Below are 26,880 nucleotides of genomic sequence, written 5' to 3'. Positions count from 1 at the left end.
TCTAATTCTCCGTACTCAAGCGCCGCACGGCGCGTTGTGTCGACTCGATGACGGACCGTTCCGGGTCGGCTCCTGCCGACGCCAGATAGCCCACAGTGGTGCTTGCCCATTCGTGACCGAGCATCTTCTGCACATCCCACAAGGGCATTCCTCGTTGGTAGTTGTGGGTAGCGCAGGCATGACGCAACAGATGGGGGTAGAGCTCGCGCACCGGGCCGTTGAGGTGATGGTGCGATGCAGCTTTGAGATTGCGGCGAAATGTCGAGGGTTGAATGGCGGGTGCAACGGCGAGGTTGAGCGCCGCGACGGCGGTCGGCAAGCGTTCCGATGGCCACAACGGTGCGCCCGCGTCGGTCGGGTCGTCGCAGAACTCGCCCCGGACCTGCTCGAGATACCACCACAGCAGCTCTCTCCCCTCTTCGAAGAGAAAAGCTTGCCGTTCGCGTGGACCCGATCCGCGGGCACCCTTACCCACGACGACGAAGCGGCCCCACTGTCCCGCTTCCCAATGGATGTCGCCGATCTTCACCGCACACAGCTCCGACGCCCGCACACCGGACAAGTACGCAATCTTCGCCATGGTGTAGTCGCGTGCGCTCACGTGGTACTTGCGAGAGCGTGGCAGGGCGTCTCTCCAGTCGGCAAAGAACGCTGTCATCGCTCGTCGAGTGGGAGGAATCCGCAGCGCGAAATCACCCCTGTGCCTCGGCCGGTTGAACGGGTCGACCGGTGACTCGACACCGACGCCGAACGCTCGGAGCAGCTCGCCAGCGTAGCGGTGCTCGAGGAATCGGTAGTAGTTGTCGATCTGAACTGTCTTTTTCCGGATGGTCGCGTGACTGCGTTTGCCGGGACCGGCGAAGTACTGATCGAACTGCTGCTGGGTCAATCGCCATGGCACGCAATCGAAGTAATCGCATATCTCGATCACGGGATACATGATTCTCTGCAGCGTCGCGGGGCTCAGACCCGCCACATCTCTGGCCCATCCGTATTCGACCAGCGTGTTACGGAAGAAGTCGTGTTCGTCGTCCCCCGACGCCGACGCCAGCCGCTGCAGCGATTCGACGTCCGCAAGTTCCCCGCTGCCGACCCCCGCGGCACTCGATGCGCCGTCGGCAGCGATGCGCTGCTGCCGACGAGTAGCGAAATCTGACACGAACAGTGAACTTATGCGAGGAACTCGCAGAATCCACGAGTAACTGATGAAATTTGAGCGACCACGGAATGAAGAAGAATCGTTGCTCTGACCAGGAACCCTGGGCTCACACCGGTTCCTGGCAGCCGATCAAACCCGCGCGGACTCCAGTGGCCAACGCGGGGTCAGCGTTGTCGACGGCACATCGCGGGTGAAGCTGTTCTCGCGCAACGGAAACGACATCTCCGCCTCGTTCCCGGACGTGGCGGCGGCGTTGGCGGACACAACGGCGGGTCGATCGGTGACCCTGGACGGCGAGTTGGTGGCACTGGATTCGGGCGGTCGGCCCGATTTCGGGCTGCTGCAACGCCGAATGCATGTCGCGCGGCCGTCGGCGGCGTTGCTGCGGTCGACCCCGGTGACGTATTTCGTGTTCGATGTCCTCGACGTCGACGGCGAATCGGTCCGGACGCTGCCCTACACGCAGCGCCGTGCGCTGCTCGAGGGCCTCGGCGTGGCCGACGGGCGTCGGGTACAGGTGCCGCCGACCATGACGGGAATCGACGGCGAGACGTTGATGGGCATTGCCGCCGACAACGGCATCGAGGGGGTCGTGGCGAAGAAAGCGGAGTCGGTGTACCGATCGGGGATCCGGTCGCCGTCGTGGATCAAGGTACCTATCCGGAACACACGCGAAGGCGTGATCTGCGGATGGGTTCCAACGGGCGGCCGCGCCGGTGGGACACTGGCGGCTCTGCTCCTCGGAGCGTACGACGAGGCGGGCGAGTTGGTCTACATCGGCCGTGTAGGAACGGGTTTCACCGATCAGATGCGCCGAGAGCTGCGGAGCGCGCTCACCGAGCGCACCCGTACCGGCAGTGCGCTGCACGGTCCGGTTCCGCGCACCGACGCAGTCGGAGTGTCCTGGGTGACACCGGAATTGGTGGCGACCGTGGAATACCGCGAACAATCGGCAACGGGACGTTTACGGCATCCCGCATTCAAAGGAATCCGATCCGACATCGCACCCCATGATGTCGTGACATGAAAGGGTGCAGCTCATCGCCACATTCGTTGGTTACGCTGGCCGGTACCCGAGTCCCTGACATTGCGTGTGATCGAAAGGTTTTCCGGCTGTGGCCAAACGAGTGACAACCCAATTGGTGGACGATATCGACGGGTCAGTCATCGACGACGAATCCGGCGAGACCATCGAATTCGCGGTCAACGGCGTCGAGTACGTGATCGACCTGAAAGCAAAGAACGCCAACGATTTTCACAGAAAGCTCGACTACTACATCGAGCATTCCACTCGGGTCGGTGGCCGCAAGCGTAAGCCCTCCCCCGCCGGCGCGACGACGCCCGCTAAAACCGGGACACCGGCCACCCGTGACCCGGCGCAGACACGCGCGATCCGGCAGTGGGCCGCCGACGAAGGCTACGAGATCAACGATCGCGGCCGCATCCCCGCCGCCATCGAAGAGGCCTACAACGCCGCGCACTGACCTCTCGTGAGCCGCCTGCCCGTCGTGAGCAGTCCGGTGGTGGGGCGTCGAGCGGGGGAGCTCGAGGGCGGCGGCAGCCCCCTCGACCCGGGCCGGGGACGCTTCCCCACCTGCGCTGTGGGGCCGATACTGTCCGGCGATGGATGAGGGGTGGCGGGCACCGAATGTGCCCGCCACCCCTACTCCGTTACTGGTCGGCGGCGTTGTCCTCACTGGGCGCGGTGAGGGCGTCGTACGCCTGCTCGGGGGTGAGCATTCCGGCTGCGGCCTGCTCGACCACGGTCAGCACGTGGCCGTGCTGGTCGAGGAAGCCCAGGTAATTGTCCTGGTTACCCCAGGACGTACGACGCCACGAGTCGTTGCCCTTGCCGCTCACTCGTGCTTCGTAAGCGGCGAGGATCTGCGCGAGCAGGATCACCTGCGCGCGGGTCTCGCTGGGCGTCTTGTCGATCGTGGCGGCGAGCGCTCGACGCGCGGCCTTGTCCGCGACACCGGGGTACCCGGCGCTGGGGCTGGTGTCGACAGGCACGGTGACACCGAGCAGCTCCGTGAGGTACTGCGGCGCTTTGTTCTCGGTCAACAGTCCCGGCTCGTCGACGAGGGATTCGGTGATCCACTTCCCTGCCCCCTTCGGCAGGGTCTTGCGGGTGAGGAACTTCGTCAGCCATTCCTTGCGGACGATCGTCGCGGCGGCGCTGGCCTTGTTCAGTGCGACGGTGCGCCGCCGAGTGGCCTTCTCGGCTTCCTTGGCCGCGAGCGCTGCCTGCGCTGCCTTCTTCTCGCGTGCCTTCCTCTCGACTACGGCCTGGTCGTCGGACGCGTCGGGTTCACTCGACGCTGCGGCGAGGATCGGCCCCAGTTTCACACCGGCCGCGTCGGGGTCGGCGGTGAAGTACTCCGGAATCCACACCTGGGCGACGGTGACGTCCTTGTGGTGGTGGTAGCCCTCTGCGGCGGCGGCTTTCGGGGCTCCTTCGGTCGCCCAGTCGATCGACTCGGACTCGATCACCTCGCCGCTGGCGGTGAGGGTGATCTGCTCATCGGCAGTCAGCCACACCGCCCAGTGCTCGGCTGCGCCGTCGATGACGGCGTCGGTGATCGGGTCTCCGCCTGCGGTCACCAAGTCCTCAGCAGCGACGTAGGGGCTGTCGTAGAACGGCTCGTCTGCCAGGACGGTCAGGCCCTTGTCCGCGTACGGGGTACCGGCTTCGGCGCGGGCCTTGCGCTCGGCGCGGTCCGCGATCAACTCCTGCGCGACGGAGCGGAACCGTGATCCGGCGTCGAGCAGTTCCTCGACCGCCTCGGTGTCGCCGTCGGCGTCGAACACCGCGACCACTGCCGCCTGCTCGAGGTCGAGCTGCCCGGTGTCGAGCGCCTCGCGAGCTGTCTGCGAGCGACCCGCTGTCCCTGCGGCTTTGGCGGTCTCCCGATTGTCGTACTGCATCGTCTTGGCGATCTTGGTAGCCGACAGACCCAGCTCGAACATCGCGGTCACGGCCTTCGCGCGTTGACCGTCGGTGAGCGCGATGCGGCGATCGTTGGTGCTCACCTGCTGCGTGAGGCGTTCGATTTCGCGGTCCTTGGCCTTGCTAGCAGTCGGCCGGATAACCACCGGCACACTGTCGACCCCGGCTTCGATCGCAGCCAGGGTGCGGACCTGGCCGTCGATGACCACGATGCGGTCCTCGTCGCGGCGCGCCAGGATCGGCAGCAGCACACCGTGTTCGGTGATGGAAGCGACGACGGCGCGGAACTCGTCCGAATCGGTGTCGACCTCGTCGCGGACGTTGGGGCCGACCTCGAGGGCGGTGGGGTGCAGGCGGGCGAACTCCTCGCCCGCCCCCACGACCGGCATGGTGCCGGTCGTGGGGGCTTCGGTTGCGGCGGTGGCGATTTCGATGCTTGCGGTCATGGTGGTGTCTCTCCCTGGTAGATTCTTCGGTTGGAGACACCGGGCAGGTAGGCACTGTCCGGTGTTTTCTTGTTTTCCGGGCCCTGTACGGGCCTGGGGGTTACTGCTGAGCGGTGGCTACCTGGTGGTGGCCTGCGAGCCGTGCGGCGTGGATTTCGGCCTCACTGGCTCCGTTTTCGCGGGCGGTGCATGCCCAGAACGCGGCCCGCTCGAGGTGCGCATCGGGGTGGTCGAGTTCGCGTCCGCTGCGGCTCGGTTGACCTGCTCGGTGTAGGCGGTGACCTGCGCGAGTGCGTGGGCCTTGACCTGCGCCGGTACCTGACCGATCGCGGCCATGATCGCCGTGTGCAGTCCCACCGTCCTCGGTCCTGTGATGGTGTCGTGCATGTCGCTACGTCCCTTCTCAACTGGTGGCCGGACCCTGTTGCCCTGCCACGTTTTTTCGCCGTTTCTGGCGTGAGGAGAGAAACCAGCGCACGGGAACGACGGGGCAACCCCTCGGCCGGACAGTTTTCGTGGGAGCGCAGCGACTACGGGACGAAAAGTGTTCGGAGCCTTGGCCGTAGCGCAGCGGAGCGAGGGGTTGAGCCGGTGGGCACGGGTGATGGATGCTCGCCGGTAGCCAGAACCGGAGTGAAAAAACGTCTTCGCTCTTCCACGGTGCGGAGCGAAGCGGAGCTCGATTCAGGGGACGCCCGCAGGGTGGCCGGCACCGCCGACAGGCGGAATGCACGACTACCGGTCGACGCCGGCGGCGTGGCCACCTCCACCTGTGGAAATCGCGGCGTGATTGTGCGGGAGCGACGGAGGCCGGCCCCGCTCGGTGTCGCGGCAGCACTGGGCTGAATTCGGTGGTCAGCGGCGCGGAATGTTGACAGACCAACATGGGCGATGTCGGGGCAAGGCATGATGCCGAGTCATGAAGTGGGTTCGTGGTGTGGCGCTGATGTTCGGTGGCCCTGTTGTGTTGATCGTGGGAGGAACTGTGTGGGGTCCGTTGATGGAGTGGGATTTGACTCAGCCGCAGGCGACGTTGATCGCGGGGTTGGTCGCTGGGCCGTTTCTGATCACTGCGGCCTATATCGCGTTTCATGGTCAGCGGGAGAACATGAGGACCGAGCGGGCGAAGTTCAACGAGCAGATTAAGGTTCAGAAGGAGCAGGCGCGGGATGAGTTGCAGCTCAAGCGTGATCAGTGGGTGGCGGAGCAGCGTCTGGTAAATGCACGGAACGTGCGCGATCGGGACAGTGCATTGTTTGCCCGGATGCTGGCGTTCTATGCGGAGTTCGCCCGTGCTGTGGGGCGGACCAAGAGAGCAATACCGCGACCCGCGGTTGTCGATCCGGAGGGTAGTTGGGCTTTGGTCGACTCGTATCTGGTCGATGTCATAGCGGCGAGCAACAGCGAGAACAACTTCTTGTCTGAGTTGCGTCTTGCTGGCTACGACCCGACTCGAATGCCGCTGAGCCCAGTCCACGGGGCGATGAGACTGGCTCGGGAAAAGCTTGAGCAGGCAGTTCGAATGCGGCTGCAGGGCGCGGCACTACGTAATTTTGCGGATTCTGCGATCAGCGAATTCGATACCGCATTCAACGATCTGACGGCGAGGGCTGTCGCGGCTCTCGACGATCGCGATAGGGCCGTCGAGGTTCTCGCGGACGCATTGGAGTCAGTGGACCGGCCTACAGGTGGTGCTTGATCGACCCCGATCGGCTGGCTCATTGCGTGCTTGGTCGATTGTTTGCAGGGCGGTGAGGACGATTGCTCGGGCCGCCTGTTCGGCGATTTCGGCGGGTAGTGGTGGTCCGTCGATGGTTCGGATTCGCATGGCTTCGAGTGTGGCATCGGGTACCGACAGATTGTGTTGCGCTGCAACGGGTTGAAGTCCGAACCGCACGTGCACGGGCGGCCTGTCTGCGCTGCGGGTCGGGGTGTAGCAGTGCGGAGCGCAGCGGAGTTCGATTCGGTTGGACGCCCGCAGGGTGGCCCGATCCTGCTCCCTCACGTTTTCCTGATCCCAGGCAATGGAGAAGGCCCGCACCCGGTGTCGGGGTGCGGGCCTTTCGGTCTGCAGGCTGTGGGCCTGTGTCAGGGCTGTTCGGCTGGTGGGGTGGTCGGGCGCCCTTCGGCGGCGTCGCGGATCCACTGGGGTACCTCGAGGCCGTCGCGTTCGTACAGTGCGACCGATGCCCGTGCTGCGGCCCGTGCGACCTGTGGTCGGGCTGCGGTGGTGCGCTTCTCGGTGGTGGTCATCGTGGGTCCTCCTGCTCGTTCTGGTTGTCAGTGTCCTCGGTTTGTGCCGGTGACGCCAGTGCTCGCCACAATGCCCGGGTCGCGACGGCGCGCAGGACGTCTCGTTCGGTTCGGGTGATGAGCGGCGAGTCGGTCACCGGTGTGTAGATGTCCCAGCCCAGTGCGGCTTCGGCTTCGTTGTCGCTGGTGGTGCGTTCGAGGCACCAGGTGATCCGTTGCCAGGCTTGGGCGCGTTTGTCGGCGACGGTGCGTTGGCGGACGGTCAGGGCGACGCCGACGACGGCGAGGACGCCGACGAACAGGGTGACCCAGGCTTGAGCGGGCATCAGGGGCGTTCCTTCCAGGTGGTGCGAGGTTGGTTGCCCCGGTGCCGTCAGACACCGGGGCGGGTGGTCACAATCGTGAGGTTCCGCGGACGATGTCGCCTTCGATGTAGGTGAACCCGTCTCCGCGGCCGTCACGGAGCGCGAAGTGGTAGTCCGCGTGGACCCAGACGGTATCGAAGTGTCCGGCGTCGGTGAGTGTGCCGAGTAGGTCTCGGTCGGCTCCGTTGGGGAAGAACGCGACTCCGGACGAGGGCGGGTAGTAGCGGTTCAGGGTGTCGATCAGCGTTTCGACGCTTCGGCATTCTGCGGCCGCGTCGAGGGCCTTGTCGTAGGTGGTCCAGTAGTCGTCGTGGTTGCTGGCGGTCATGGCTTGTGCTCCTCGGTTGGTCGATCGGTTGGGGTGTGGTGAGCGGGCCTGGTCAGTAGTCCTCGTCCCAGTGCTCGCCTGCGTAGGTGGGGTCGAAGTCGGCGGGTGCGTGGGCCGGGTAGCGGCGTCGGAGGTCGTCCTCGAGGCCGAGCCGGTCTTGCCAGTGCTTGTCGCATCTCGGGTGCGCTACTCCGGTTCCGGACAGTGCGTCCCGGTATTCGACGTCGCCGGTGCAGTCGGGTCCGTCCGCGATGCAGGTAACGGTCTCGGTGTTCGTGGTCTCGGTCATAACTGTTGCTGCCCTTCGGAACGGTGCCGGGTCGGTCTTGCGTCCTCCCCCACGTTTTTTCGCCGTTTCTGGCGTGAGGAGAGAAGGCAGCGCACGGGAACGACGGGGCAACCCCTCGGCCGGACAGTTTTCGTGGGAGCGCAGCGAGCACGGGACGAAAAGTGTTCGGAACCTTCGGTCGTAGCGCAGCGGAGCGAGGGGTTGAGGCGGCGGGCACGGGTGATGAATGCTCGCCGGGAGCCAGAACCGCTGTGAAAAAACGTCTGTGCTCTTTCGAGTGCGGAGCGCAGCGGAGCTCGATTCGGTGGACACCGCAGGTGGCCTGATCCGCCGGCCGGAACATTTCGGCCGGCGAACCTCCCTGTGCACCTATGCGGCTTGCCCGGTCCCGGTGTCCTCGCCGTCGTCCGACTCGGCGGCGGCCGGGTCGAGGGCGTCGGCCAGCTCGTGGACGGCGGTCAGTACTGCTTTCGCGGTGGCGGTGACCTGCTCGAGGTCTCCTGCGGCCCATCCGGCGATGTAGCCGACGCTGTAGGCGCTGGTGTCGAGTCCGAGCATCCCGGCCAGGACGTAGGCGACGGATTCGGCTTCGACTTCCATCCGGCCCCGGTGCAGGTCCTTTCGGGCTTCGGGGCCGATGAGGTCGGGTGCGTGCATGATCGCGTGCGCGGCCTCGTGGATCATCGTTTTTGCGGCTGCTGCGGGTTCGAGGGCGGCGTCGACGACGATCCGGTGGGAGCCGTCGGTGGTGGTGTAGCCGTTCGCGCTGCTGGTGATCGCTTCGCGGGTGACGGTCCATCCTCGGCCGGTCATGACCGCCGCTACGCGGTCGTAGATCGCGTCCGGATCGGCGCCGGTGAGGAGCCGGGTGATTTCCTCGGGCTGGGTGTCCCTCGATCGGGTCGGTTTGGGAGTGGTCGAACACCGACAGAATCGGGAAGGTGGGCACCTTGCGGGTTTCTTCGTCGCCGGTGTCGGGGTCGGTCTCGGTGATGGTGCGGGAGCTGTAGCCGTAGATCCGGATCGCCTTCTCGCCCTTGCGAACCTGCCGCCCGCGCTGCTGCCAGGCACGGAATCCGGCGACCTGTGTCGCCTCCGGCTTCTGGGCGAGGATCAGCAGGACGTTATTGAAGCTGTAGGAGTGGAACGAGGCCACGTGATCGAGGTACGCGCGCCACGTGTCGGAGCTGGTCAGCTCGGCTACCTTGTCGGTGATCGAGGCGTGCAGTGATGCCGCCAGCTCGCGGCGTGCTTCGGCCTTGTCCGCTGCGCTGGTCTTGGTCCGTGATGCCATGACTGGCCCCTCTCCCTCGTGACCGGTCCCCCGGCCTGCTGTGCCAATTTCTTGTCGCCGTCATCTGGCGTGAGGAGAGACAGCAGCGCACGGGAACGACGGGGCAACCCCGCGGCCGGACAGTTTTCGTGGGAGCGCAGCGAGTACGGGACGAAAAGTGTTCGGAGCCTTCGGCCGTAGCGCAGCGGAGCGAGGGGTTGAGGCGGCGGGCACGGGTGATGCAGTATCGCCGGGAGCCAGATGTGCGACAAGAAATCGATGTCTTTCGACGGTGCGGAGCGCAGCGGAGTTCGGTTCGGGGGACGCCCGCAGGGCGGCCGGCACCGCCGGGCAGGCGAGAACGCTCGCTCGTCGGTGTCGGCGGGGTGGCCACCTCCCACCTGTGGAGCTGGCGCGGTGACTGTGCGGGAGCGACGGAGGCCGGCCACACTCGGTGCCGCGGTAGCACCTGCCTTCTCAGGGGCTTCGGCACGGGGCGGCCACTCGTGGGGATGCAAAACAAGCGGCCCCCGGTATGTACCGGGGGCCGTAGACGGAAGCTGCTGCTATGAGTCAATAAGTGCTGTTCAGTGGGAGGACGTTGGCTACGGAACTGGGTCTCTGCCGATCAGAGGGTCATCGTCGTCGTCTCGGAATTGAAGGAGAATGTCGAGACTCTCGCGTTGATCAGGCATCACATCCACCACTTCGAGTTTCCGGTCTGCGCCATCGGCGAACTGGGACATTTTGTCGATGGTGTCGACGGTGTCGATGGTGTCGGCGGTGGCACGGACCGCCCCGAGGAACATCTCGTTGACTATCTCGAACAGTGCTATCTCTTTGATCAGTTTCCTGCTGCAGAGGACCTTTCCATCGATCCGGGGCGCGTTGGCACCGTAGAGCTCTACTACATGACGTGATCGGGGCTCTTGCTCATCGCTCATAGCGAGTACCTTTCAGAATCAGTTCCTCAACAATACCACCGAGAATCTTTAGTATTCCTAAGAACGTGAGCAGTCGAGATGCTGATAGCATCTAGGCATCTACACGCGAGCGGCTGGTGCGATTGCACCTGCCATCATCGAATCAATAGGAGAGAACCGTGGACACTGCATTCTCGACATCGCCGCCGTCGATCGCCTACCACTCAGGAGCGGTTCGGCTTCGCGACGAGAGATTCTAGGGAGAGGGGATGGCAACTACAACGACTGCATTCTCGGTCCGGTTAGAACCTGCCGACCACGAGGTTCTGGCGGGAATGGCGAAGTTGCACAACACGACCGCCGCAGAGATGGCGAGGAAGCTCATCATCGACGGCCTTGAGCTGATGCTCGACCCGGCCGAAATCACCGCCGCGATCGAGAAAGAGAAGGAGCGGTTGCTCAACGCTGCAAAGCAGATGAGTAGCAAACGCATGGCATCGCCGCCGAAAAGTGACGCGGTCGAAACCGTGGACACCACGGAAGCATCCGCAACCAGCTCCGTCACCGAGAAGACACCGGGCCAAACAGCAAAGAAGACCAAGACCTAACCCCACCGATTCGACTACAGCAAGAAGGGGAACGGCCGACGTCGGCCGTTCCCCTTCTTGCTGTCCAGCACATAGTTGGCCTTCTCAGCCAAAACGCAGATACTCAGCATCTCAGCATTGCCAACTCCGTGGTTCTGCGATACTTTCGTCTCACGCCAGTGAACCCCGCATCCAGCGAGGTAGGGGCGCGACACAGGGAGACGGCTATGAATTCCAATTACGTCGCTATCGACGGCCCCGACATCCCGGGGCCGCGAGATGCCGCTAGTACCGGGACCAACTGCTCCATCACCACGTTGTCGATGGACATGATCGATTCGACTTCGCAGCGATACTCGAAATCGATCATGTCCTCGAACACCGAGTTCATGAAGATGTACGACGTCTGGTCGAAGCACCTCGACGCAGCGCCGTTCAAGTTCGTCGAGAAGTTCTCCGGCGATGGTCTTCACATCACGGCCGACAGCATGCATGCCGGCGAGGTCATCAACCTGGCAATGGCAATGCTTCACGAATTCGAGAAGCTGGGGGCCACTGCCGGTGGCCAACCGATGGGCGAGATCGATTTTCAGGTCCGAGCCGGCATCGCGACCGGACCTGCATTCCGGTTTCGGCCGAAGCATGGCGGGAACGTCGACCATCTATCGTCGGTGTGCGACCGTTCGGCACGACTGTGCTCCGCCGCCTCCGCGCAAGCACTGTTCGTGGATCCTCACACCGTCAACGCTGCCAACATGACTCTGGTGACCTCACCGCTCGGAGACATGCTGAGCCGCACTCCTGACGACTACCTGGGCGACAAGCAGAGTGTGCAGCTCAAGGGGATCCCCGAACCAGTGCCCTACTTCGAGCTGCTCTGGTCGAAGGGCCGTTTCGGCGTCCGCTCGTCCGTCGTCACCGAGATCTCGTCCGCGCCGACGCCGCCGCCTCCAGGATCACCGAGCCCGGCGGCGGCCCGATCCTCTACAGGGAGCGATCAGTTGATCGGGACGACGAAGGTGTGGATGTCGGACCGTGGGTACGGATTCGTCACCGGCCACGACGGGGAGGACTTCCACGTCTCGAGTCGAGCACTTCTCTACGGCGAGGATGCCGAGCATCTGAGAACCGGAACTCGAGTTGTGTTCCTTCCCGCCGATGCCGCCGAGGCGGGGAAGTCCCGGCGAGCCTTCAGCGTGGTCTTGGTCGGGCAAGAGGCCGAAGGCCGAGTGTCGTTCGTTCATGCCGAGAAGCCGTTCGGCTTCATCGCGGTCGCGGACGACCACGGGCGAGAGCTTCGGTTTCACATGGTGGTCGACGCGGCACTCCGTACGGCCCTCAAGGCCGGCGACGAAGTAGGGTTCCAGGTCGCTCTCGACGCCAGCGGCACTCGTGCGCGGGCCATCAACGTCGGCAAGCTCGGCGAAGGTGACCTTGCCGTTGCATAGATTGCTTCACATGGAGATGCGGTCCGTTTCGCCCACCGGCGAAGCGGACCGCATCTCTGTGTCGGTCTTGAGATAGCCACGAACCATGTTCGCCGTCCCGTGGTCCTGCTTCCGGTGTCTGTCTTGAACATTGACGGTTGTACACAGGTCCACAAGGGCAAGGATTCGCGCAGTATGTGCTGCGACTTCCGCTGGAAGCGGAGGGCCGTCGACGGTTCTGATTCGCATGCCACAAGCATGGCAGCGGGTACCGACAGAAATGGTTCTCTTGCAACGACTTTAGCGGGGTCCGCGGCCGCACGGTTCTAGAGGTAGAGCAGGTGGGTGGCGGTGCCGTCGAAGTGTTCGAGGTTGTCGAGGACGCCGGTGTAGTTGGCGGGTCGGCAGGCTCCGAGGCTGACGATGAGGGCGCAGGCTCCGTCGATGGTGACGAGGTAGGTCGGTGGGGTGTTGGTGGGGCTGGCATCGGCGTGGGCCTGGGCGTCGAGGAGGGCGTAGCGGACGGCGTCGGCGGCAGCTCGTTTCGCCGCGTCGAGGCTGGGTTCTGCTCCTGCGGCGGTGATGGTTTCGGGTCGTCGGTCGGGGCGGGTGGTGACGGTCCAGGTGATCATCGGTGTCGTGTTCCTTCGGTGGGTGAGCCGGGCGACCTGCGGGTGCGGGGGTTCTTCCAGCATCGCGTACCGAGCGCCAGCGAGGTCCGCGATGCGCAGGCATTTTCCGGAATCTGGGGATAGAGAGTTTCCCTGTGGATGGATACGACTCGGCCCCGGAGCCCGTGTCGGGTCCGGGGCCGCGTCCGTGCGCCGGGGTCAGAGGCGTCGTCGCCAGGGTGCGGCCATGTCTTCCTGGTGTTCGCGTTCGGCGTCGTCGAATGCGTCGGTGAGGGTGGTGGGGTCGCTGAGGTACTGGTCGCCGTCGGTGAAGATCGCGACGGCCATGCGGTGGACGTTTCGGAGCTCGTCGAGCATGGTGACGTAGCCGAGGCGGTCGATGATGCGCCAGGTGACCGGTCCCATGTGGACCTCGACCCAGTGCATGGTGCGTCGACGTGCGGGTACGTACTGCTCGCGTGGGGTGACGGCGGTTTCCGGTGGCGCGATCCAGACGACGGACATGGCGGCGCGGGCGTAGTCGTCGCCCGGTCCCCCGGGCTGGGGTGCCTGGTTGTCGATGCGGCCGATGAGGGTGCGGGCGTCGGCCAGTCCGGCGATGAACGCGTGGACGGCGGCGGCGGAGCGGAAGGTCATCATCAGGCGGCCCATGGTGACGATCATCTGGGCGTCGTCGGTGGCGGCGGCGTGGACGTTGACCACGGCGTTCTGGCGTCCGACGATGGTGGCGGTCGTGTGGGTGACCACTGCGCCGTAGTTGTCGGTGTCGGTGCTGCTGTGGGCTTTCTGGGCGGTAGTCTTCGGCATCTCGCGCTCCCCTACTCAACGTGGCGACCTCGCGGCCCGCCAATTTTTTTGCCGTTCTGGCAGAGGAGAGTTGGACCGGCATGAGGGGGCCGGAGTGCAATGGTCGGGCCGGAAAGTTTTCAGCCGGAGGCGTCTGTGAAAAGTTTCCGGAGCCCTTCGGGCCGGGAGCGCAGCGGACGCCGGCGGTTGCGCGGAGGTCACCGCCGGTCAAAATCGGAAGGCCAGAAGGGAAAACAAGAATTCTTTTCACAGGACGGAGCGCAGCGGAGTTCGATGCGGTGGACGCCCGCAGGGTGGCCCGGCCCCACGCGAGCCGCTGAGCCCTTATTGCGCAACGGATAAGGCCCGCACCCTGTGTCGGGTGCGGGCCTTATCGGTCTGCGGCTGGTGCCTGTGTCAGGTCAGCTCGGCGGGTGGGGTGGTCGGGCGCCCTTCGGCGGTGTCACGGAGCCACTGCGGCACCTCTCGGCCGGTGCGTTCGCGGAGCGCGATCGAGGCGCGGGCTGCTGCGGCGGCGACTCGGGGACGCTCGGCGGGGCGGTCGGTGCGCTTTTCGGTGGTGGTCATCATGGGTCCTCCTGATCGTTCTGGTTGTCAGTGTCCTCGGTTTGGTCCTGGTCCGCCAGTGCACGTCGGGCTGCAGCTCGATCGGAGACCGCGACCAGGACGTCCTGCTCGGTTCGGGTGATCAGTGCGGAGTCGGTGACGGTGGCGTAGATGTCCCATCCGAGTTCGGCTTCGGTGTCGTTGTCGCTGGTGGTGCGCTCGAGGCACCAGGTGATCCGTTGCCAGGCTTGGGCGCGTTTGTCGGCCACGGTGCGTTGGCGGACGGTCAGGGCGACGCCGACGACGGCGAGGACGCCGACGATCAGGGTGACCCATGCTTGAGCGGGCATCAGGGGCGTTCCTTCCAGGTGGTGCCCCGGTGCCGTCTGGCACCGGGGCGGGTGTTCTACCGGCGTGAGGTTCCGCGGACGATGTCGCCTTCGATGTAGGTGAATCCATCTCCGCGGCCGTCACGGAGCGCGAAGTGGTAGTCCGCGTGAATCCAGACGGTAGCGAAGTGTCCGGCGTCGGTGAGTGTGCCGAGTAGGTCTCGGTCGGCCCCGTTCGGGAAGAACGCCACTCCGGACGAGGGCGGGTAGTAGCGGTTGAGGGTGTCGATCAGCGATTCGACGCTCCGACATTCGGCGGCCGCGTCGAGGGCCTTGTCGTAGGTGGTCCAGTAGTCGTCGATGTCGTTGGCGGTCATGGCTTCTGCTCCTCGGTCGGTGCGGTTCGGATGGGTGAGCGGGCAGGGTCAGTAGTCCTCGTCCCAGTGCTCGCCTGCGTAGGTGGGGTCGAAGTCGGCGGGTGCGTGGGCCGGGTAACGGCGGCGGAGGTCGTCCTCGAGGTCGAGACGGCCTTGCCAGTGCTTGTCGCACCTCGGATGCGATACCCCGGTCCCGGACAGTGCGTCCCGGTATTCGACGTCACCGGTGCAGTCGGGGCCGTCCGCGATGCAGGTGACGGCGTCGGTGTTCGTGGTCTCGGTCATAACTGTTGCTGCCCTTCGGAACTCGTGCCGGGTCGGTGTTGCGTCCTCCCCTGCGTTCTTTCGCCGTCATCTGGCGTGGGGAGAGTAGGCGGCGCACGGGAACGGCGTCCTGCCCCTGGGCCGGGAAGTTTTCAGCCGGAGGCGTTCGTGAAAAGTTCTCGGCGCCCGCAGGGCCGGAGCATCGCGGAGTCAGGGGTGGGTAAGGCGGGCACGGGTGACGCAGACTCGATGGCAGCCAGATGCCCGAAAGAACGATGCTCTTCTACGGTGCGGAGCGCAGCGGAGCTCCACTCAGGGGACACCGCAGGTGGCCGGCACCGCCGGCAGGCGGAATGCGCGACCGCTCGTCGATGTCGTCAGATGGCAACCTTCCACCTGTGGAGCACTTCGGGTAACTGTGCGGGAGCGACGGGGACCGACCACGCTCGGTAGCGCCGCGAGGCTCGCTGGTGAGGCATACTTCTGCGTGCTCCAACAGGCATGATGCTTCAGACTATTAATAAAACTAGCTATAGTTCGTGCCACGAAGCTGGATAGTTTGCTACGTTCTCGGCATGACAACCAACGAAGACACAGTGGCAGTGTTCACCGGCAAGAGCCTCGACTCGATTCTGGGTGAGGGTGGGTCGCAGTCGTGGAAACTGGATGCAGCGCGAGCCAGGAAGTGCCAGTACGTGGTGTGCACGCAGAATGCACACAACGTCGAGGCGTATGCGGACGGCACCGAGGATCATGGGAGCGCTTTTTTGGTGGGGCGGATTTCTCGGCTGGTTCCCGCGACGGACGATAGGCCCGACCGGTGGAAGATTCAGTTCAGCGAGTACGCCCACATCAGCGTCCCTGATGTCTGGACGGGTGACCGAAATCCGGTGCGGTACACCACGTTGGACGATCTGGGAATCGACCTGGCGGATGCGAATTTCGAGAAATTCGACGATCAGTCCACGAGTACGCAAGCACCGACGACGGAGGTCGCCGCGTTGACGATCCGGCAGGCGAAGGCCGGTCTGGCGAAGACGTACGACGTCGATGTCGACGCCATCGAGATCGTCATCCGCGGATAGCCGAACGTCCGCCTGACTGTCGCAGGCGGCACCGGAACGTGTGTCGACTGCCTTACCCTCGCCCGTACGACGGACTGTGGGCGTCGATGACGAGATCTGTGTAAATAGGTCGGCGCTGGCCGGTAACGTCCGCTCTCATCGACCCAGAAGGGATCCACCGTAAATGGCGACGACGGACGCAGGCGATGTCGAGGTGCTCGTCGGTTACCTCACGGCTGAGATCACTGAGATGCACGCTGCCCCGGACGGATGGCCGGGGCATGTGGAATTGGCGTTGATCGATGCGGTCCTGTCGATCAGAGCGGTCTACGGAGTCTCTGCCGACACGGGCGTACGCGGCGCGATCAAGCGGTACAAGGCCGAGTCCGGCAGGCAAAGTTGGGACGACCTCGGTGTACTGGGCGAGGCCGACCCGCAGTGGCTTCAGACGGTGCTCGGCAATAAGCAGAAGACCGGGGGTGTGCCGAAGGCTGAGGCGATCGTCTCTGCTGCCGGCCGGCTCGCAGCGTCGGGCGCGCGCCACGCATCCGACATCGATCGGGACTCGGCAGCGCAGCGAGCCGCGTACTGCGGAACTCGCGGCTTGGGCCCGGTGACGTGGGACTACTTCCTCATGCTGGTCGGCCACGACGGCGTCAAAGCCGACACTCTCGTCACTCGATTCGTGGTGGAGGCGTTGGGTCGCAGACTCGGGAGCGAAGAAGTCTCACGGCTGGTGACCGACGCTGCGAGGCGAATGGACATGCCGGTGTCGGCACTCGACCACTCGATCTGGCGGCACATGAGTAGACCTCGGAAGAGCTAGTTCCGTTCACCTGTCCGATCGAGGGAGAATTTTCATGGCCATCGATTTCGAGTTCATCGGCATGTCGACCCATCGAGTGCGATGCTGCACGACCACCACGGGACCCGGTATGCGGCCGACGTGGCCGAATGCTCGTCGATCGAGCTCACGAACCGCTTCGACTCACTCGTGACAGCACCGAAGAGTGGCGACGAGCCCTTCACGCAGCAGGGGCAGTCGATCGGATCGGATCTTCACCAGTTCTGGCGTTGGGCGTGCTCGGATCTCATCGGGAACGCCCAACGCGGTGTTCTCGCCGAATACATCGTCGGACTCGCACTCGGATGCGTAGCCGATGGAGTCCGAGTGGAGTGGGATGCTTCTGATCTACTGACCGAAGGGGGAATTCGCGTCGAGGTGAAATCGTCTGCGTACCTGCAAAGTTGGAAGCAGGAGAGGTTGTCGACGATCAGCTTCGGGATCCAGCCAACGAACGGCTGGGACGCGACGACGAACACAATTGCCGCGCAACGGAAGCGGCAGGCCGACGTCTACGTCTTTTGCGTCTTCAAACAGACTGATCGGGCCACCGCTGACCCGCTCGACCTAGACCAGTGGGACTTCTACGTGATGTCCACCCAGCGCCTCAACTCCACGTTCGGGGAGCAGAAGTCGATTGTGTTGAGCAGTCTGCTCTCGCACGATCCCGTCGAATGTTCGTTCTCCGGACTCGCCAGTGCTGTCCAGGCCGCCGCGCGCGAACAATCCTGACTCCGACCGAGCAGGCTTCGTGGCGGCACGCCCCTTCGCACTCGAGGATTCGACACCGGAGCGTCCTGCGTCTGCGGCTCGACCAGGAAGACTCCGCTGGGCCACGACCTCTTCAGTGACCGAAACGCCGAAGAGTCCCCGTGGATGGCGGTTGTCGTCGATGTAAGCGGCATACTCGGTCTGATCGTCCCCGACGTTGAGGTGGTTTCGGTAGTCATGGCGAGTGTGCACGAGGTTATCGAAGCGTTCCGCGGTGAGCCGTCGAATTCGGAGCGGGGCACCAAGTTCGAGCAGCTGATGGTTCGATACTTCGAGCTCGATCCGACGCTGGCGCAGCAGTACGAGCAGGTGTGGCGGTGGATCGACTGGCCCGACCGTCAAGGTAAGGCCGACACCGGCATCGACCTGGTCGCCCGCGAACGCGACACCGGCGACTACACCGCGATCCAGTGCAAGTTCTACGAACCGACCACCACGTTGAGCAAAGGCGATCTCGACTCGTTCTTCACCGCCTCCGGACAAACATTTCCCACCGCCGATGGGGATCGGTCGTTCACCAACCGCGTGATCATCTCCACCACCGACCGGTGGGGAAAGAACGCCGAAGACGCCATCAACCACCAGACCATCCCCGTCCAACGGATCGGTCTGGCCGAGATCGCCGAAGCCCCGATCGACTGGGACATCGCATGGCCGCAGGGCGAACTGACGGTCGAGTTGAGTGAAGCGATCCGCAACGAACCCCGCCCACACCAGGTCGAGGCGATCGACGCTGTCTTCGCCGGATTCTCCGCCGGCAACGACCGCGGGAAACTGATCATGGCCTGCGGAACCGGAAAGACGTTCACCGCACTCAAGATCGCCGAACGCACGGCAGCCGAAGCCGGCGGCAGTGCACGCATCCTGTTCGCCGTCCCCTCCATCTCCCTGCTCTCGCAGACACTCCGAGAGTGGACCGCACAAACCCAGCTCGACATTCGCGCGTTCGCCGTGTGCTCGGACTCGAAAGTCTCCCGCTCCGCCGAGGACTACAGCACCGTCGACGTCGCGATCCCGGTGACCACCGACCCCGACAACCTCGCATCGCACATGGCGCACCGCAAACGCTCCAAAGGACTGACCGTGGTGTTCACCACCTACCAGTCCCTGCCGACGGTCGCTGCGGCGCAAGGACTGGGGGTGGATGCGTTCGATCTGGTGATCTGCGACGAAGCGCATCGCACCACCGGTGTCACCGTCGCCGGCGCGGACGAATCGAACTTCGTCCGCGTCCACGACGCCAAGTTCCTCAAAGCATCACGGCGGCTGTACATGACGGCCACGCCCCGGATCTTCGACGACGCCGTCAAGGAAAAAGCCGCCGACCACTCCGCCGAGTTGTCGTCGATGGACGACATCGACATCTTCGGCCCCGAGATGCACCGATTGTCCTTCGGTGACGCCGTCGAGCGCGGGTTGCTCACCGACTATAAAGTCATCGTGCTCACCGTCGACGAGGACCTCGTCGCAGCCCCTATGCAGAAACAGCTCGCCGGCAACTTCGCCGAACTCCAACTCGACGATGCCTCCAAGATCGTCGGCTGCTGGAACGGTCTCGCTAAGCGCGCCGGCCGCTCCCCTGACGGCGACGGGTTCGCGATCGGCGCACCCCCGATGAAACGGGCCGTGGCGTTCGCCAAGGACATCGCCGCCTCCAAGCAGGTCGCCGAAGTGTTCCCCGACGTAGTCGACGCCTACCGCGCCCTCCTCGAGGAAAACGAGAACGACGGCGAACAGGTCGACGCCACCAACCGAGACCTCGTCGTCTCCGCCCGCCACGTCGACGGCACTTTCAACGCTCTCAAGCGCAACGAGCAACTGTCCTGGCTCAAAGCGCCAGTCCCCGAGGGTGAATGCCGCATCCTGTCCAACGCACGCTGCCTGTCCGAGGGCGTCGACGTCCCGGCCCTCGACGCCGTGTTGTTCCTGCACCCCCGCAACTCCGTCGTCGACGTCGTCCAGTCCGTAGGGCGCGTCATGCGCCTTTCCCCCGGAAAGGACTACGGGTACATCATCCTGCCCGTCGCCGTGCCCGCCGGAGTGTCACCGTCGCAGGCCCTCGCTGACAACCGCCGCTTCAAGGTGGTGTGGCAGGTCCTCAACGCCCTTCGAGCGCATGATGATCGGTTCAACGCGATGGTCAACTCCATCGCCCTCAACGCCACCACAAAACAAGCAAAAGCCGGCCAGGGGAACGATCGCCTCCTCGGCGGACACATCGGCCCGACCACCGACTCCGACGAAACGATCGGCGACGGACACCCCACCCCGGACACGGATCCGAAGCAGGACAACGGCGAAGGTGGCGGTGGTGGGGTGGCGTCGCAGATGGCGTTGTTCGCACTCTCGGAGTGGCAGGAAGCTATCTATGCCCGCATCGTCGACAAGGTCGGCACACGCGTCTACTGGGAACAATGGGCCGCCGACGTCGCCGACATCGCCGCCGCCCAGATCGCCCGCATAAACGCGCTTCTCAGCGGTGCATCCTCCCAAGTGACGGAGCAGTTCGAGAGGTTCCTCACCGGACTACGTGACAACCTCAACGACTCCATCAGCCGCGACGACGCAATCAGCATGCTCAGCCAACACCTGATCACCAAGCCGGTGTTCGATGCCCTGTTCGCCGGCCACGACTTCGCCGCGCACAACCCCGTCTCGATCGTCATGCAGCAGATGCTCGACACTCTCGGCGACGCCAACCTCGAATCGGAGACCAACGGTCTCGACTCGTTCTACGACTCGGTGCGCATCCGGGCCTCCGAAGTGACCAGCGCTGAAGGCAAACAGCAGGTCATCGCCGAGCTGTACGAGCGATTCTTCCGTGTTGCGTTCAAGAAGCAATCCGACGCTCTCGGCATCGTCTACACCCCCGTCGAGATCGTCGACTTCATCCTCCGCGCCGCAGACCACGTCTCGAAGGAGCATTTCGGGAAGGGCCTCACCGACACCGGCGTACATGTCCTCGACCCGTTCACCGGGACCGGCACTTTCCTCACCCGACTCCTGCAATCCGGGCTCATTCTCCCCGACGACCTTGCACGCAAGTACCGGGAAGAGTTGCACGCCAACGAGATCATGCTTCTCGCGTACTACATTGCGGCAGTCAACATCGAGACCACCTATCACGCTCTGGCTACCCCAAATGGCGAGGACGGGCAGTACGAGTCGTTCGAGGGAATCGTACTCACCGACACGTTCCAGATCTCCGAAGACGGCGACAGTATGGACGCGATCATGTTCCCGCAGAACAACGACCGCATCGTCAAACAGGTCGAAGCCCCGATCAATGTCATCGTAGGTAACCCGCCGTACTCGGTCGGGCAGGACAGCGCCAACGACAACAACGCCAACCTCAGCTACCCCACTCTCGACGCCCGTATCGCCGCGACCTACGCCGGCCGCTCGACGGCGCAGCTCAAGAACAGCCTCTACGACTCCTACTACCGCGCCTACCGATGGGCCACCGACCGCGTCGGCGACCACGGAATAGTCGCATTCGTCTCCAACGGAGGATGGATCGACGGCAACACGGCCGACGGAGTGCGGCTGAGCATGGCCGACGAGTTCGCCCACCTGTGGATTTACAATCTACGCGGTAACCAACGCACAGCCGGCGAACTTTCCCGACGAGAAGGCGGCAAGGTGTTCGGCTCCGGAAGCCGTTCCACCATCGTCATTTTCGTCGGTGTTAAGAACGAAAAGCACACAGGACCCGTACAGATCCACTACCGAGATATCGGCGACTATCTCGACCGCGCCGAAAAACTCCGTCTCGTTGACACGAGCACTATCGAGAACCTCGAATGGCAGAGTGTGCAGCCGAACGCGCATGGCGACTGGATCAGCCAGCGAGACAGTGCTTTCAGCTCATGGCCGGCGATCGCGAGCCGCGGTGCTACGGGAGCCGTCGTCTTCCGAACTTTCTCGGGCGGACTTAAGACCAACCGAGATAGCTGGGTTTACAGCTTCTCCTTGAACTCGCTCCACGAACAGGTCGGCAGGACGCTCACCTTCTATCAAGCGGAACTTCATCGCGCAGAGGCTCAACGGGGGAACGAACGCCTTCAGGACGTGGTGAACCGCGATCCCCAAAGTATCTCGTGGAGCAGCTCGCTGTTGTCATCTATCGACGCGCGCAGGGTCATTCGCGAAGAGACTTCTGCATACCGCGAAAGCGCTTACCGGCCATTCCAAGGAAGCCATGTCTACTTCGACAAGTCCCTGAATGACCGCCCTGGCAGGCTCCCTTCGATGTTCCCAACGCCCCACCACCGGAACTACGGCATCGTTCTGACTGGACCGGCATCACACTTCGACTTCACTCCATTTGCGACCAATCTGATTCCCAACCTGCACCTCCTGGACACTGGTCAGTTCTTCCCTCGCTACACCTACGAACGCATCGACGGTGCTGCGGGCGGCGGGTTCGACTTCGGATCGACGGCCGATACTTTTGGGGTCGATGAGTGGGGTTACCGGCGGGTGGACAACATCACCGATGAGATCCTCGAGGTCTACCGGACCGCGCTTGACGCTTCGGTGACCAAGGATCAGGTTTTCTGGTCGGTGTATGGGCAGCTGCATGTCCCCGGCTACCGGGAGACGTACGCGGCGGATCTGAAGAAAATGCTCCCCCACATCCCCACCCCTGAAAGCTTGGAGCGCTTCACCCAGCTCGCTAACGCCGGCGAGCAGCTCGGCACCCTTCATATGCAGTACGAGGACGTCGATCCCTACCCACTCGATGTCGAGATAAAGGCCGGTGTCGACGAACACGATCGTGAGACATGGCGAGTACAGAAACTGAAGTGGCGCAACAAGTCCGACCACACCGCAATCGTCTACAACTCGAAGGTCAGCCTCACCGGCATTCCACCCGAAGCCGAGGAGTACATGCTCGGTTCGCGGTCAGCGCTGGCATGGATCATCGACCGCTACCAGGTCAAGACCGACAAGCCATCGGGCATCGTGAACGATCCGAACCTATGGTGCGACGAGCACGACAACCCCACCTACATAGTCGAACTGATCAAGAAAGTCACCACCGTCGCCGTCGAGACCATGCGCATCGTTCGCGAACTCGACATCGAGAAGGCTGCCTGATGGTCCGGGCTCAGACAATCCAGATCTATCTACCCGGTGGGGATCCCGCCGGTATTCGGGTCGCGAGCCTGACCACTAGGACTGTCCGGGTCTTCGACATCCCGCGATCGCTGCTGAGCGAATTTGCAAAGCTACCGGCATCGACGCAGGTCGGGGTGTACTACCTGTTCGGAGGTAGCGATGACGAGCGGACCGCGTACATCGGCCAGACCGGGAACGTCGGTAAACGCTTAGGTGAGCATGGCGAGAAGAACTGGACCCGCGCGATGGTTGCAGTGTCGTTGACCAATGAATGGACGTCCACGCACGTCTCCTATCTGGAGTGGTTGTCGATCCGAACCGCCCAACGCGCAGACCGGTACACGCTGACCAATGGCAACGATGCGAGCAACCCGTTCACACCAGCACCGCTCGAGGCGGATTGCCACGAGTTTCTGGACACGATCTCCGTCCTGCTGACCACCCTTGGTGCACCGATCCTCGATTCGATTCGTCCAACGAAGGGTGAATCCAGAGCAGGTGAAGAATCGCCAAACCAGCCTCTGTTCTTCCGTGAGTCCGGATGCGACGCGCAGGGATACTTGACTTCCGAAGGCATTGTTGTGCAACGAGGTTCCCGTGGCCGACCGGATCTACGTGGCGCAGCTACCGAGCGCGTCAGGACTACCCGCGAGTCTCTTATCGCCAGCGGCCGCGCGACGATCGAAGATGACGCTTTCATTTTTCGCGACGACGAGCTCTTCGACAGTCCATCCGCTGCCGGCGCAGTGCTCGTAGGTGGAAGCAACAATGGACGCATCAGCTGGAAGAACGAAGCCGGCGAAGATCTGAACGTGTTAGAGGCCCGTGAGCTGGCCAGCGCTCAGGCGCAGCGTGAGGCGTCACCGGCGAGTGATTCCGTCGAGGTCGGAGCGGGAGTGCCAACCGCGTAGTTCTCCCCTCAGCTCTAGGATTGCGCAAAATGGCGGTACAGGGTTCGCCGACTCACTCCGAGGATTTCAGCTATGTCGCCGATAGTGCTGCCCTGGTTACGCATTCGGGTGGCTTCACGCTTCTTGGCGGTCGACAGTGCGGGTGGCCGGCCACCGATCTTGCCGCGTTCGCGCGCGGCGGCGAGGCCAGCGTTCGTGCGTTCGCGGAGCAGCTGCCGCTCGAACGAGGCGAGGGCACCGAAAATGTGAAAGATGAGTTCACCCCCGGCGGTGGCAGTGTCGATCTGTTCGGTGACCGATGCGAACCCCACTCCCCTGGATTTCAGCTCGGTCACGAGTTCGATCAAGTGCGGGAGGTTACGGCCGAGCCGGTCGAGCCGCCACACGCACAAGGTGTCTCCGGGCAACAGGGTGGCCAGGAGCTCGTCGAGCGCGGGCCTCGTGGTCGTGGACCCACTCGCAGTGTCGACGAAGAGCCGTTCACACCCGAACGCAGTCAGAGCGTCGCTCTGTAGCGCGGGTGTCTGATCAGTGGTCGAAACCCTGGCGTATCCGTATTTGTGCCCCACAGGGCTAGAGACTGCCACAACTCACTGACACGGCAGGTTCTGACACGATCGGTTTAGCTCACGTTTTTGGCACGACATTCGGGCTGGTCGCTTCCGCACCGGATGTCAGTTTCAGAAGACGGCTGCACGATGTCCGAAGTGCACTGCAGTGCAACTCCAAGTTCTCGAGCACACGTCCGGCCGTATCCAGTGAGCGCTGCGATCCCTGACTGGATAGCGCATCGATGGTGAAATTTCGCATCAAGTTTTATTGGCCGTCGGTGAGCTGCGGGTCTAGCGTCGCGGCCGGCCGTGGACGGCTGTTGTCGCGCGAAGTGCTCGATCGGACACTTGCGGCATGGGCGGCGAGAAAGTTGTCGACGATTTGGATGCAGTCGTCGGCGTGGATGTGGCGCAGTCCTGTGAGGCGAGCGAAAACTATCGGTCCGAGGAGCTGAATGAGGGCGAAGGTGGTGTCGATCTCGCCGAGCACAGTGCGGGCGTCAGGGGCCGTCAGGATCTGATCCAGGGACCTGCGGTATTGCTCTATGACACGGGCCCGAAGCGAGACCACCGCGCCAGGATCGAGATCGCGCCGGCTGGCGTCGCCGCTGTTGACGGGTCCCATTGCCAGCCACGCCAGCGTGGTCATTTGCACCGGAGCTTGGTCGATGAGGTCGGCTTGGGTGGTGAGCACCGAAATCAGACGTTCGCGTAGCGGACCGGTATCGATATCGGTGTCGACTGGGGGTAGTAGTCGCTCGAAGGTTGCAGCGAGCAGGTCAGTGGTACTTCCGAAGTGGCGGTACAGAGTGGCACGTGCAACCTTCGACATGCGGGTGACCGCCTCCACGGTGACCGCCTCGACACCGCCGGTGGACAGCAGCTGGCCCGCCGCTTCGAGTAACCGGTTACGTGAGCGCGCCAGCCGGGGGTCGGCCGGGCCCTCGGCTGCAACGAGAGGGTCGACCATGAACGGGCTCCGCTCCATTTTGACTGACAAAACATGTCCTCGCTTGACCATTCTGTCACACCCGCAAAGTTATGATACTAATAGTCTCGTACCGAGACGATCAGTCTCGAACTGGGAGGCTGGCCGTTGAACGAACGTAGATCCGACTCTGCCAGCGTCGCTCGATGGAGCGGTGCCCAGTGGTGGATGTTGATTGTGTCGTGCATGGCGGTCGCGTTGGTGGTGGCCGCAATGGCGGCATTGTATTCAGCGTTGCCACAGATCGCGGTCGCGACAGAGGCGACGCAAGCTCAACTGACCTGGATAGTCGACGGTTATACGCTGGTATTGGCGTGCTTCGTTCTGCCTGCCGGTGCGATCGGTGACCGGTACGGTCGCCGCGGGGTGCTCGTGGCGGGGTTGGCGTTGTTCGCTTTCGCGTCGGCATTGCCCTTGTTTCTCGCCGACCCGGCGTGGCTGATCGCTGCTCGCGCGTTGGCTGGGGCGGGTGCGGCGCTGGTCATGCCCTCGACGCTGTCGATACTGACCGCGGGATTTCCACCGGCGCATCGCGGTCGCGCTGTAGGTGTGTGGGCCGGGGTTGCTGGATCCGGGGCTGTCCTGGGCATCCTCGGGGCTGGTGTGCTGCTCGAGCAGTGGTCGTGGACCTCGGTGTTCGTCGGGTTGACCGTCGCCGGAGCGGTTCTGGCCGGGTTGGCATGCAGTATCGCGGAGTCCCGCCAACAGGAGCATCCACCGGTCGATTGGGTGGGCGCGGTGACCGTAGTGGTCGCGGTCGGGGCGATCGTCTTCGCTGTGATCGAGGTTCCGGCCCGTGGCTGGTCGGATTCGCTCGTCGCCATCAGCACTGCGGTGGGCTTGTTCGCGGTTGTGGTGTTCGTCGTCGTAGAACTACGTTCCTCGGCACCCCTACTCGATGTCCGGTTGTTCGCCCGCCGTGGTTTCGGTGCCGGCGCACTGTCGGTCTGTATCCAATTTCTGGTGACCTTCGGGGTGTTCTTGCTGTTGGTGCAGTATCTGCAGTTGATTCTCGGTTATGGACCGCTCACCGCCGCGTTGGCGTTGACCCCTATGGTCGTGCCGCTCATCGTGATCTCGGTGATTGCACCCTGGCTGTCGAACATTGTTGGGCTGCGGGTGATGACCACTGTAGGTCTGCTCACCATCGCGGCGGGACTGGTGATGGTGAGCAGACTGACCGTCGCGGCGACTTACCCTGACCTGCTGTGGCCCTTGCTCATCATGAGCGCGGGTTTGGGGTTGTGTACCGCCCCTGCGACTTTCGCCATCGTCTCGGACACTCCTGAGGCCAAGCACGGGGTGGCTGCCGCGGTCAACGACGCAGCTCGCGAAATCGGTGCCGCGATTGGGATTGCGGTAGCCGGTAGCGTGCTCGCGGCCGGTTACGTTCAGCACATTCAGCCGGCTCTGCCCCAGCTACCCGAGCCTGCCCGTGGTCCGGTGGCCGATTCTCTGGCCGCCGCGTTACAGGTCGCCGACCGCGCAGGACCAGCTGGTCAGCCGCTGGCCGAGTTCGCCAGAGCCGCATTCGTACACGGAAGTGGTCAGGCGACGCTGTCGTTGGCGGCGCTGACCGCCGCTGGGGCACTCGTCCTCGCCGTCTTTGCGCCAGGTAGACGCAGCCGTACGACAGCCACCGCGGGTGATGGACGTCGGTGAAGGTCGGCCA

General features: G+C 63.8%; 28 protein-coding genes and 1 pseudogene. 11 read left to right on the top strand and 18 right to left on the bottom strand.

The annotated features are described in order from the left end of the window. Position 1: 1 nt before the first annotated feature. Positions 2-1,159, bottom strand: a complete 1,158-nt coding sequence (locus DK926_RS22830) for a site-specific integrase (RefSeq protein ID WP_207890896.1) — start codon at positions 1,157-1,159, stop codon at positions 2-4. 100 nt (positions 1,160-1,259) lie between these two features. Here DK926_RS22830 and ligD point away from each other — a divergent pair, with 100 nt between their 5' ends. Continuing rightward, complete coding sequence (gene ligD, locus DK926_RS22825) at positions 1,260-2,186, top strand: non-homologous end-joining DNA ligase (protein ID WP_347812654.1); 927 nt, start codon at positions 1,260-1,262, stop codon at positions 2,184-2,186. An 88-nt stretch (positions 2,187-2,274) separates the two neighbouring features. Next, complete coding sequence (locus tag DK926_RS22820) at positions 2,275-2,643, top strand: Lsr2 family protein (protein WP_048320469.1); 369 nt, start codon at positions 2,275-2,277, stop codon at positions 2,641-2,643. A gap of 187 nt (positions 2,644-2,830) precedes the next feature. On the opposite strand, the gene DK926_RS22815 is transcribed toward DK926_RS22820, so the two are convergent. Together DK926_RS22815 and DK926_RS22810 are read right to left on the bottom strand one after the other, a co-directional pair. Then, positions 2,831-4,555: a ParB N-terminal domain-containing protein gene (locus DK926_RS22815; protein WP_053068872.1), complete on the bottom strand. Its 1,725-nt coding sequence runs from the start codon at positions 4,553-4,555 to the stop codon at positions 2,831-2,833. 117 nt (positions 4,556-4,672) lie between these two features. Next, the gene (locus DK926_RS22810; protein WP_048320470.1) at positions 4,673-4,942 is read right to left on the bottom strand and encodes a hypothetical protein; all 270 of its coding nucleotides are present in this window, start codon (positions 4,940-4,942) and stop codon (positions 4,673-4,675) included. Positions 4,943-5,474: 532 nt separating this feature from the next. Between DK926_RS22810 and DK926_RS22805 the strand changes: the two genes are divergently transcribed. Further along, positions 5,475-6,254, top strand: a complete 780-nt coding sequence (locus tag DK926_RS22805; protein WP_125833447.1) for a hypothetical protein — start codon at positions 5,475-5,477, stop codon at positions 6,252-6,254. A 389-nt stretch (positions 6,255-6,643) separates the two neighbouring features. Here the strand turns inward: DK926_RS22805 and DK926_RS26790 are convergent, their stop codons facing one another. From DK926_RS26790 to DK926_RS26500, 7 genes and pseudogenes are all read right to left on the bottom strand, one after another. Continuing rightward, complete coding sequence (locus DK926_RS26790) at positions 6,644-6,808, bottom strand: hypothetical protein (protein WP_155288773.1); 165 nt, start codon at positions 6,806-6,808, stop codon at positions 6,644-6,646. Continuing rightward, complete coding sequence (locus DK926_RS22800; protein ID WP_094739366.1) at positions 6,805-7,134, bottom strand: hypothetical protein; 330 nt, start codon at positions 7,132-7,134, stop codon at positions 6,805-6,807. The genes DK926_RS26790 and DK926_RS22800 overlap by 4 nt, the downstream gene beginning before the upstream one ends. Before the next feature lie 67 nt (positions 7,135-7,201). Continuing rightward, a complete protein-coding gene (locus tag DK926_RS22795; RefSeq protein WP_048320401.1) occupies positions 7,202-7,501 on the bottom strand; it encodes a hypothetical protein in 300 nt (99 codons plus the stop codon). A 52-nt stretch (positions 7,502-7,553) separates the two neighbouring features. Further along, complete coding sequence (locus DK926_RS22790; RefSeq protein WP_053068851.1) at positions 7,554-7,790, bottom strand: hypothetical protein; 237 nt, start codon at positions 7,788-7,790, stop codon at positions 7,554-7,556. A 369-nt stretch (positions 7,791-8,159) separates the two neighbouring features. After that, complete coding sequence (locus DK926_RS27270) at positions 8,160-8,603, bottom strand: ImmA/IrrE family metallo-endopeptidase (protein ID WP_347812652.1); 444 nt, start codon at positions 8,601-8,603, stop codon at positions 8,160-8,162. A gap of 166 nt (positions 8,604-8,769) precedes the next feature. Then, a pseudogene (locus tag DK926_RS27265) lies at positions 8,770-9,084 on the bottom strand (ArdC family protein); the annotation flags it as partial. A 584-nt stretch (positions 9,085-9,668) separates the two neighbouring features. Beyond that, positions 9,669-10,007, bottom strand: a complete 339-nt coding sequence (locus DK926_RS26500; RefSeq protein WP_037154356.1) for a hypothetical protein — start codon at positions 10,005-10,007, stop codon at positions 9,669-9,671. A gap of 248 nt (positions 10,008-10,255) precedes the next feature. Between DK926_RS26500 and DK926_RS22775 the strand changes: the two genes are divergently transcribed. Beyond that, positions 10,256-10,594 (top strand): hypothetical protein, encoded by a 339-nt coding sequence (locus DK926_RS22775; RefSeq protein WP_037154359.1) that lies wholly within the window; start codon positions 10,256-10,258, stop codon positions 10,592-10,594. Between the two features lie 206 nt (positions 10,595-10,800). Next, positions 10,801-12,021 carry a cold shock domain-containing protein gene (locus tag DK926_RS22770; RefSeq protein WP_114332301.1) on the top strand — a complete coding sequence of 407 codons (1,221 nt, stop codon included), beginning with the start codon at positions 10,801-10,803 and terminating at the stop codon, positions 12,019-12,021. Positions 12,022-12,326: 305 nt separating this feature from the next. On the opposite strand, the gene DK926_RS22765 is transcribed toward DK926_RS22770, so the two are convergent. The 6 genes from DK926_RS22765 to DK926_RS22745 form a co-directional block, all read right to left on the bottom strand. After that, the gene (locus tag DK926_RS22765) at positions 12,327-12,632 is read right to left on the bottom strand and encodes a hypothetical protein (protein ID WP_037154365.1); all 306 of its coding nucleotides are present in this window, start codon (positions 12,630-12,632) and stop codon (positions 12,327-12,329) included. Between the two features lie 198 nt (positions 12,633-12,830). Then, positions 12,831-13,439, bottom strand: coding sequence for a hypothetical protein (locus DK926_RS22760; protein ID WP_052058739.1), 609 nt, complete (start codon positions 13,437-13,439; stop codon positions 12,831-12,833). Between the two features lie 396 nt (positions 13,440-13,835). After that, entirely contained in the window at positions 13,836-14,006 is a 171-nt protein-coding gene (locus DK926_RS26785; RefSeq protein WP_165839653.1) for a hypothetical protein, read from the bottom strand. Then, a complete protein-coding gene (locus tag DK926_RS22755) occupies positions 14,006-14,335 on the bottom strand; it encodes a hypothetical protein (protein ID WP_037146804.1) in 330 nt (109 codons plus the stop codon). The genes DK926_RS26785 and DK926_RS22755 overlap by 1 nt, the downstream gene beginning before the upstream one ends. Positions 14,336-14,391: 56 nt before the next feature. After that, positions 14,392-14,691, bottom strand: a complete 300-nt coding sequence (locus DK926_RS22750; protein ID WP_037146805.1) for a hypothetical protein — start codon at positions 14,689-14,691, stop codon at positions 14,392-14,394. Between the two features lie 48 nt (positions 14,692-14,739). Then, positions 14,740-14,976: a hypothetical protein gene (locus DK926_RS22745; RefSeq protein ID WP_037146810.1), complete on the bottom strand. Its 237-nt coding sequence runs from the start codon at positions 14,974-14,976 to the stop codon at positions 14,740-14,742. A gap of 554 nt (positions 14,977-15,530) precedes the next feature. Here DK926_RS22745 and DK926_RS22740 point away from each other — a divergent pair. The 5 genes from DK926_RS22740 (at position 15,531) to DK926_RS22720 (ending at position 23,669) form a co-directional block, all read left to right on the top strand. After that, complete coding sequence (locus DK926_RS22740; RefSeq protein WP_052057729.1) at positions 15,531-16,040, top strand: hypothetical protein; 510 nt, start codon at positions 15,531-15,533, stop codon at positions 16,038-16,040. Between the two features lie 163 nt (positions 16,041-16,203). Beyond that, a complete protein-coding gene (locus tag DK926_RS22735; RefSeq protein WP_052057730.1) occupies positions 16,204-16,845 on the top strand; it encodes a hypothetical protein in 642 nt (213 codons plus the stop codon). A gap of 81 nt (positions 16,846-16,926) precedes the next feature. Further along, positions 16,927-17,595: a hypothetical protein gene (locus tag DK926_RS22730; protein WP_080734182.1), complete on the top strand. Its 669-nt coding sequence runs from the start codon at positions 16,927-16,929 to the stop codon at positions 17,593-17,595. 216 nt (positions 17,596-17,811) lie between these two features. Beyond that, entirely contained in the window at positions 17,812-22,737 is a 4,926-nt protein-coding gene (locus DK926_RS22725; protein WP_094634730.1) for a DEAD/DEAH box helicase, read from the top strand. Further along, the gene (locus DK926_RS22720; RefSeq protein ID WP_037146812.1) at positions 22,737-23,669 is read left to right on the top strand and encodes a GIY-YIG nuclease family protein; all 933 of its coding nucleotides are present in this window, start codon (positions 22,737-22,739) and stop codon (positions 23,667-23,669) included. Before DK926_RS22725 ends, DK926_RS22720 begins: the two co-directional genes overlap by 1 nt. Before the next feature lie 14 nt (positions 23,670-23,683). Here the strand turns inward: DK926_RS22720 and DK926_RS22715 are convergent, their stop codons facing one another. Then, positions 23,684-24,238 (bottom strand): recombinase family protein, encoded by a 555-nt coding sequence (locus DK926_RS22715; protein WP_037190569.1) that lies wholly within the window; start codon positions 24,236-24,238, stop codon positions 23,684-23,686. Between the two features lie 247 nt (positions 24,239-24,485). After that, positions 24,486-25,190: a TetR/AcrR family transcriptional regulator gene (locus DK926_RS22710; protein ID WP_037147412.1), complete on the bottom strand. Its 705-nt coding sequence runs from the start codon at positions 25,188-25,190 to the stop codon at positions 24,486-24,488. 186 nt (positions 25,191-25,376) lie between these two features. Between DK926_RS22710 and DK926_RS22705 the strand changes: the two genes are divergently transcribed. Continuing rightward, positions 25,377-26,870, top strand: coding sequence for an MFS transporter (locus tag DK926_RS22705; protein WP_080734183.1), 1,494 nt, complete (start codon positions 25,377-25,379; stop codon positions 26,868-26,870). Positions 26,871-26,880 lie beyond the last annotated feature (10 nt).

The sequence above is a fragment of the Rhodococcus sp. Eu-32 genome, assembly GCF_003336925.1.
Taxonomy (GTDB): Bacteria; Actinomycetota; Actinomycetes; order Mycobacteriales; family Mycobacteriaceae; genus Rhodococcoides; species Rhodococcoides kyotonensis_B.
Note: the sequence above shows the minus strand (reverse complement) of the source record. Positions and strands in the feature narration are given on the sequence as shown.

Coding starts and splice junctions, on each gene's coding strand:
- DK926_RS22815 (WP_053068872.1), bottom strand. CDS start 4,555: ATGACCGCAAGCATCGAAATCGCCACCGCCGCAACCGAAGCCCCCACG.
- DK926_RS22810 (WP_048320470.1), bottom strand. CDS start 4,942: ATGCACGACACCATCACAGGACCGAGGACGGTGGGACTGCACACGGCG.
- DK926_RS22805 (WP_125833447.1), top strand. CDS start 5,475: ATGAAGTGGGTTCGTGGTGTGGCGCTGATGTTCGGTGGCCCTGTTGTG.
- DK926_RS26790 (WP_155288773.1), bottom strand. CDS start 6,808: ATGACCACCACCGAGAAGCGCACCACCGCAGCCCGACCACAGGTCGCA.
- DK926_RS22800 (WP_094739366.1), bottom strand. CDS start 7,134: ATGCCCGCTCAAGCCTGGGTCACCCTGTTCGTCGGCGTCCTCGCCGTC.
- DK926_RS22795 (WP_048320401.1), bottom strand. CDS start 7,501: ATGACCGCCAGCAACCACGACGACTACTGGACCACCTACGACAAGGCC.
- DK926_RS22790 (WP_053068851.1), bottom strand. CDS start 7,790: ATGACCGAGACCACGAACACCGAGACCGTTACCTGCATCGCGGACGGA.
- DK926_RS27270 (WP_347812652.1), bottom strand. CDS start 8,603: ATGACCGGCCGAGGATGGACCGTCACCCGCGAAGCGATCACCAGCAGC.
- DK926_RS26500 (WP_037154356.1), bottom strand. CDS start 10,007: ATGAGCGATGAGCAAGAGCCCCGATCACGTCATGTAGTAGAGCTCTAC.
- DK926_RS22775 (WP_037154359.1), top strand. CDS start 10,256: ATGGCAACTACAACGACTGCATTCTCGGTCCGGTTAGAACCTGCCGAC.
- DK926_RS22770 (WP_114332301.1), top strand. CDS start 10,801: ATGAATTCCAATTACGTCGCTATCGACGGCCCCGACATCCCGGGGCCG.
- DK926_RS22765 (WP_037154365.1), bottom strand. CDS start 12,632: ATGATCACCTGGACCGTCACCACCCGCCCCGACCGACGACCCGAAACC.
- DK926_RS22760 (WP_052058739.1), bottom strand. CDS start 13,439: ATGCCGAAGACTACCGCCCAGAAAGCCCACAGCAGCACCGACACCGAC.
- DK926_RS26785 (WP_165839653.1), bottom strand. CDS start 14,006: ATGACCACCACCGAAAAGCGCACCGACCGCCCCGCCGAGCGTCCCCGA.
- DK926_RS22755 (WP_037146804.1), bottom strand. CDS start 14,335: ATGCCCGCTCAAGCATGGGTCACCCTGATCGTCGGCGTCCTCGCCGTC.
- DK926_RS22750 (WP_037146805.1), bottom strand. CDS start 14,691: ATGACCGCCAACGACATCGACGACTACTGGACCACCTACGACAAGGCC.
- DK926_RS22745 (WP_037146810.1), bottom strand. CDS start 14,976: ATGACCGAGACCACGAACACCGACGCCGTCACCTGCATCGCGGACGGC.
- DK926_RS22740 (WP_052057729.1), top strand. CDS start 15,531: ATGACAACCAACGAAGACACAGTGGCAGTGTTCACCGGCAAGAGCCTC.
- DK926_RS22735 (WP_052057730.1), top strand. CDS start 16,204: ATGGCGACGACGGACGCAGGCGATGTCGAGGTGCTCGTCGGTTACCTC.
- DK926_RS22730 (WP_080734182.1), top strand. CDS start 16,927: ATGCTGCACGACCACCACGGGACCCGGTATGCGGCCGACGTGGCCGAA.
- DK926_RS22725 (WP_094634730.1), top strand. CDS start 17,812: ATGGCGAGTGTGCACGAGGTTATCGAAGCGTTCCGCGGTGAGCCGTCG.
- DK926_RS22720 (WP_037146812.1), top strand. CDS start 22,737: ATGGTCCGGGCTCAGACAATCCAGATCTATCTACCCGGTGGGGATCCC.
- DK926_RS22710 (WP_037147412.1), bottom strand. CDS start 25,190: ATGGTCGACCCTCTCGTTGCAGCCGAGGGCCCGGCCGACCCCCGGCTG.
- DK926_RS22705 (WP_080734183.1), top strand. CDS start 25,377: ATGTTGATTGTGTCGTGCATGGCGGTCGCGTTGGTGGTGGCCGCAATG.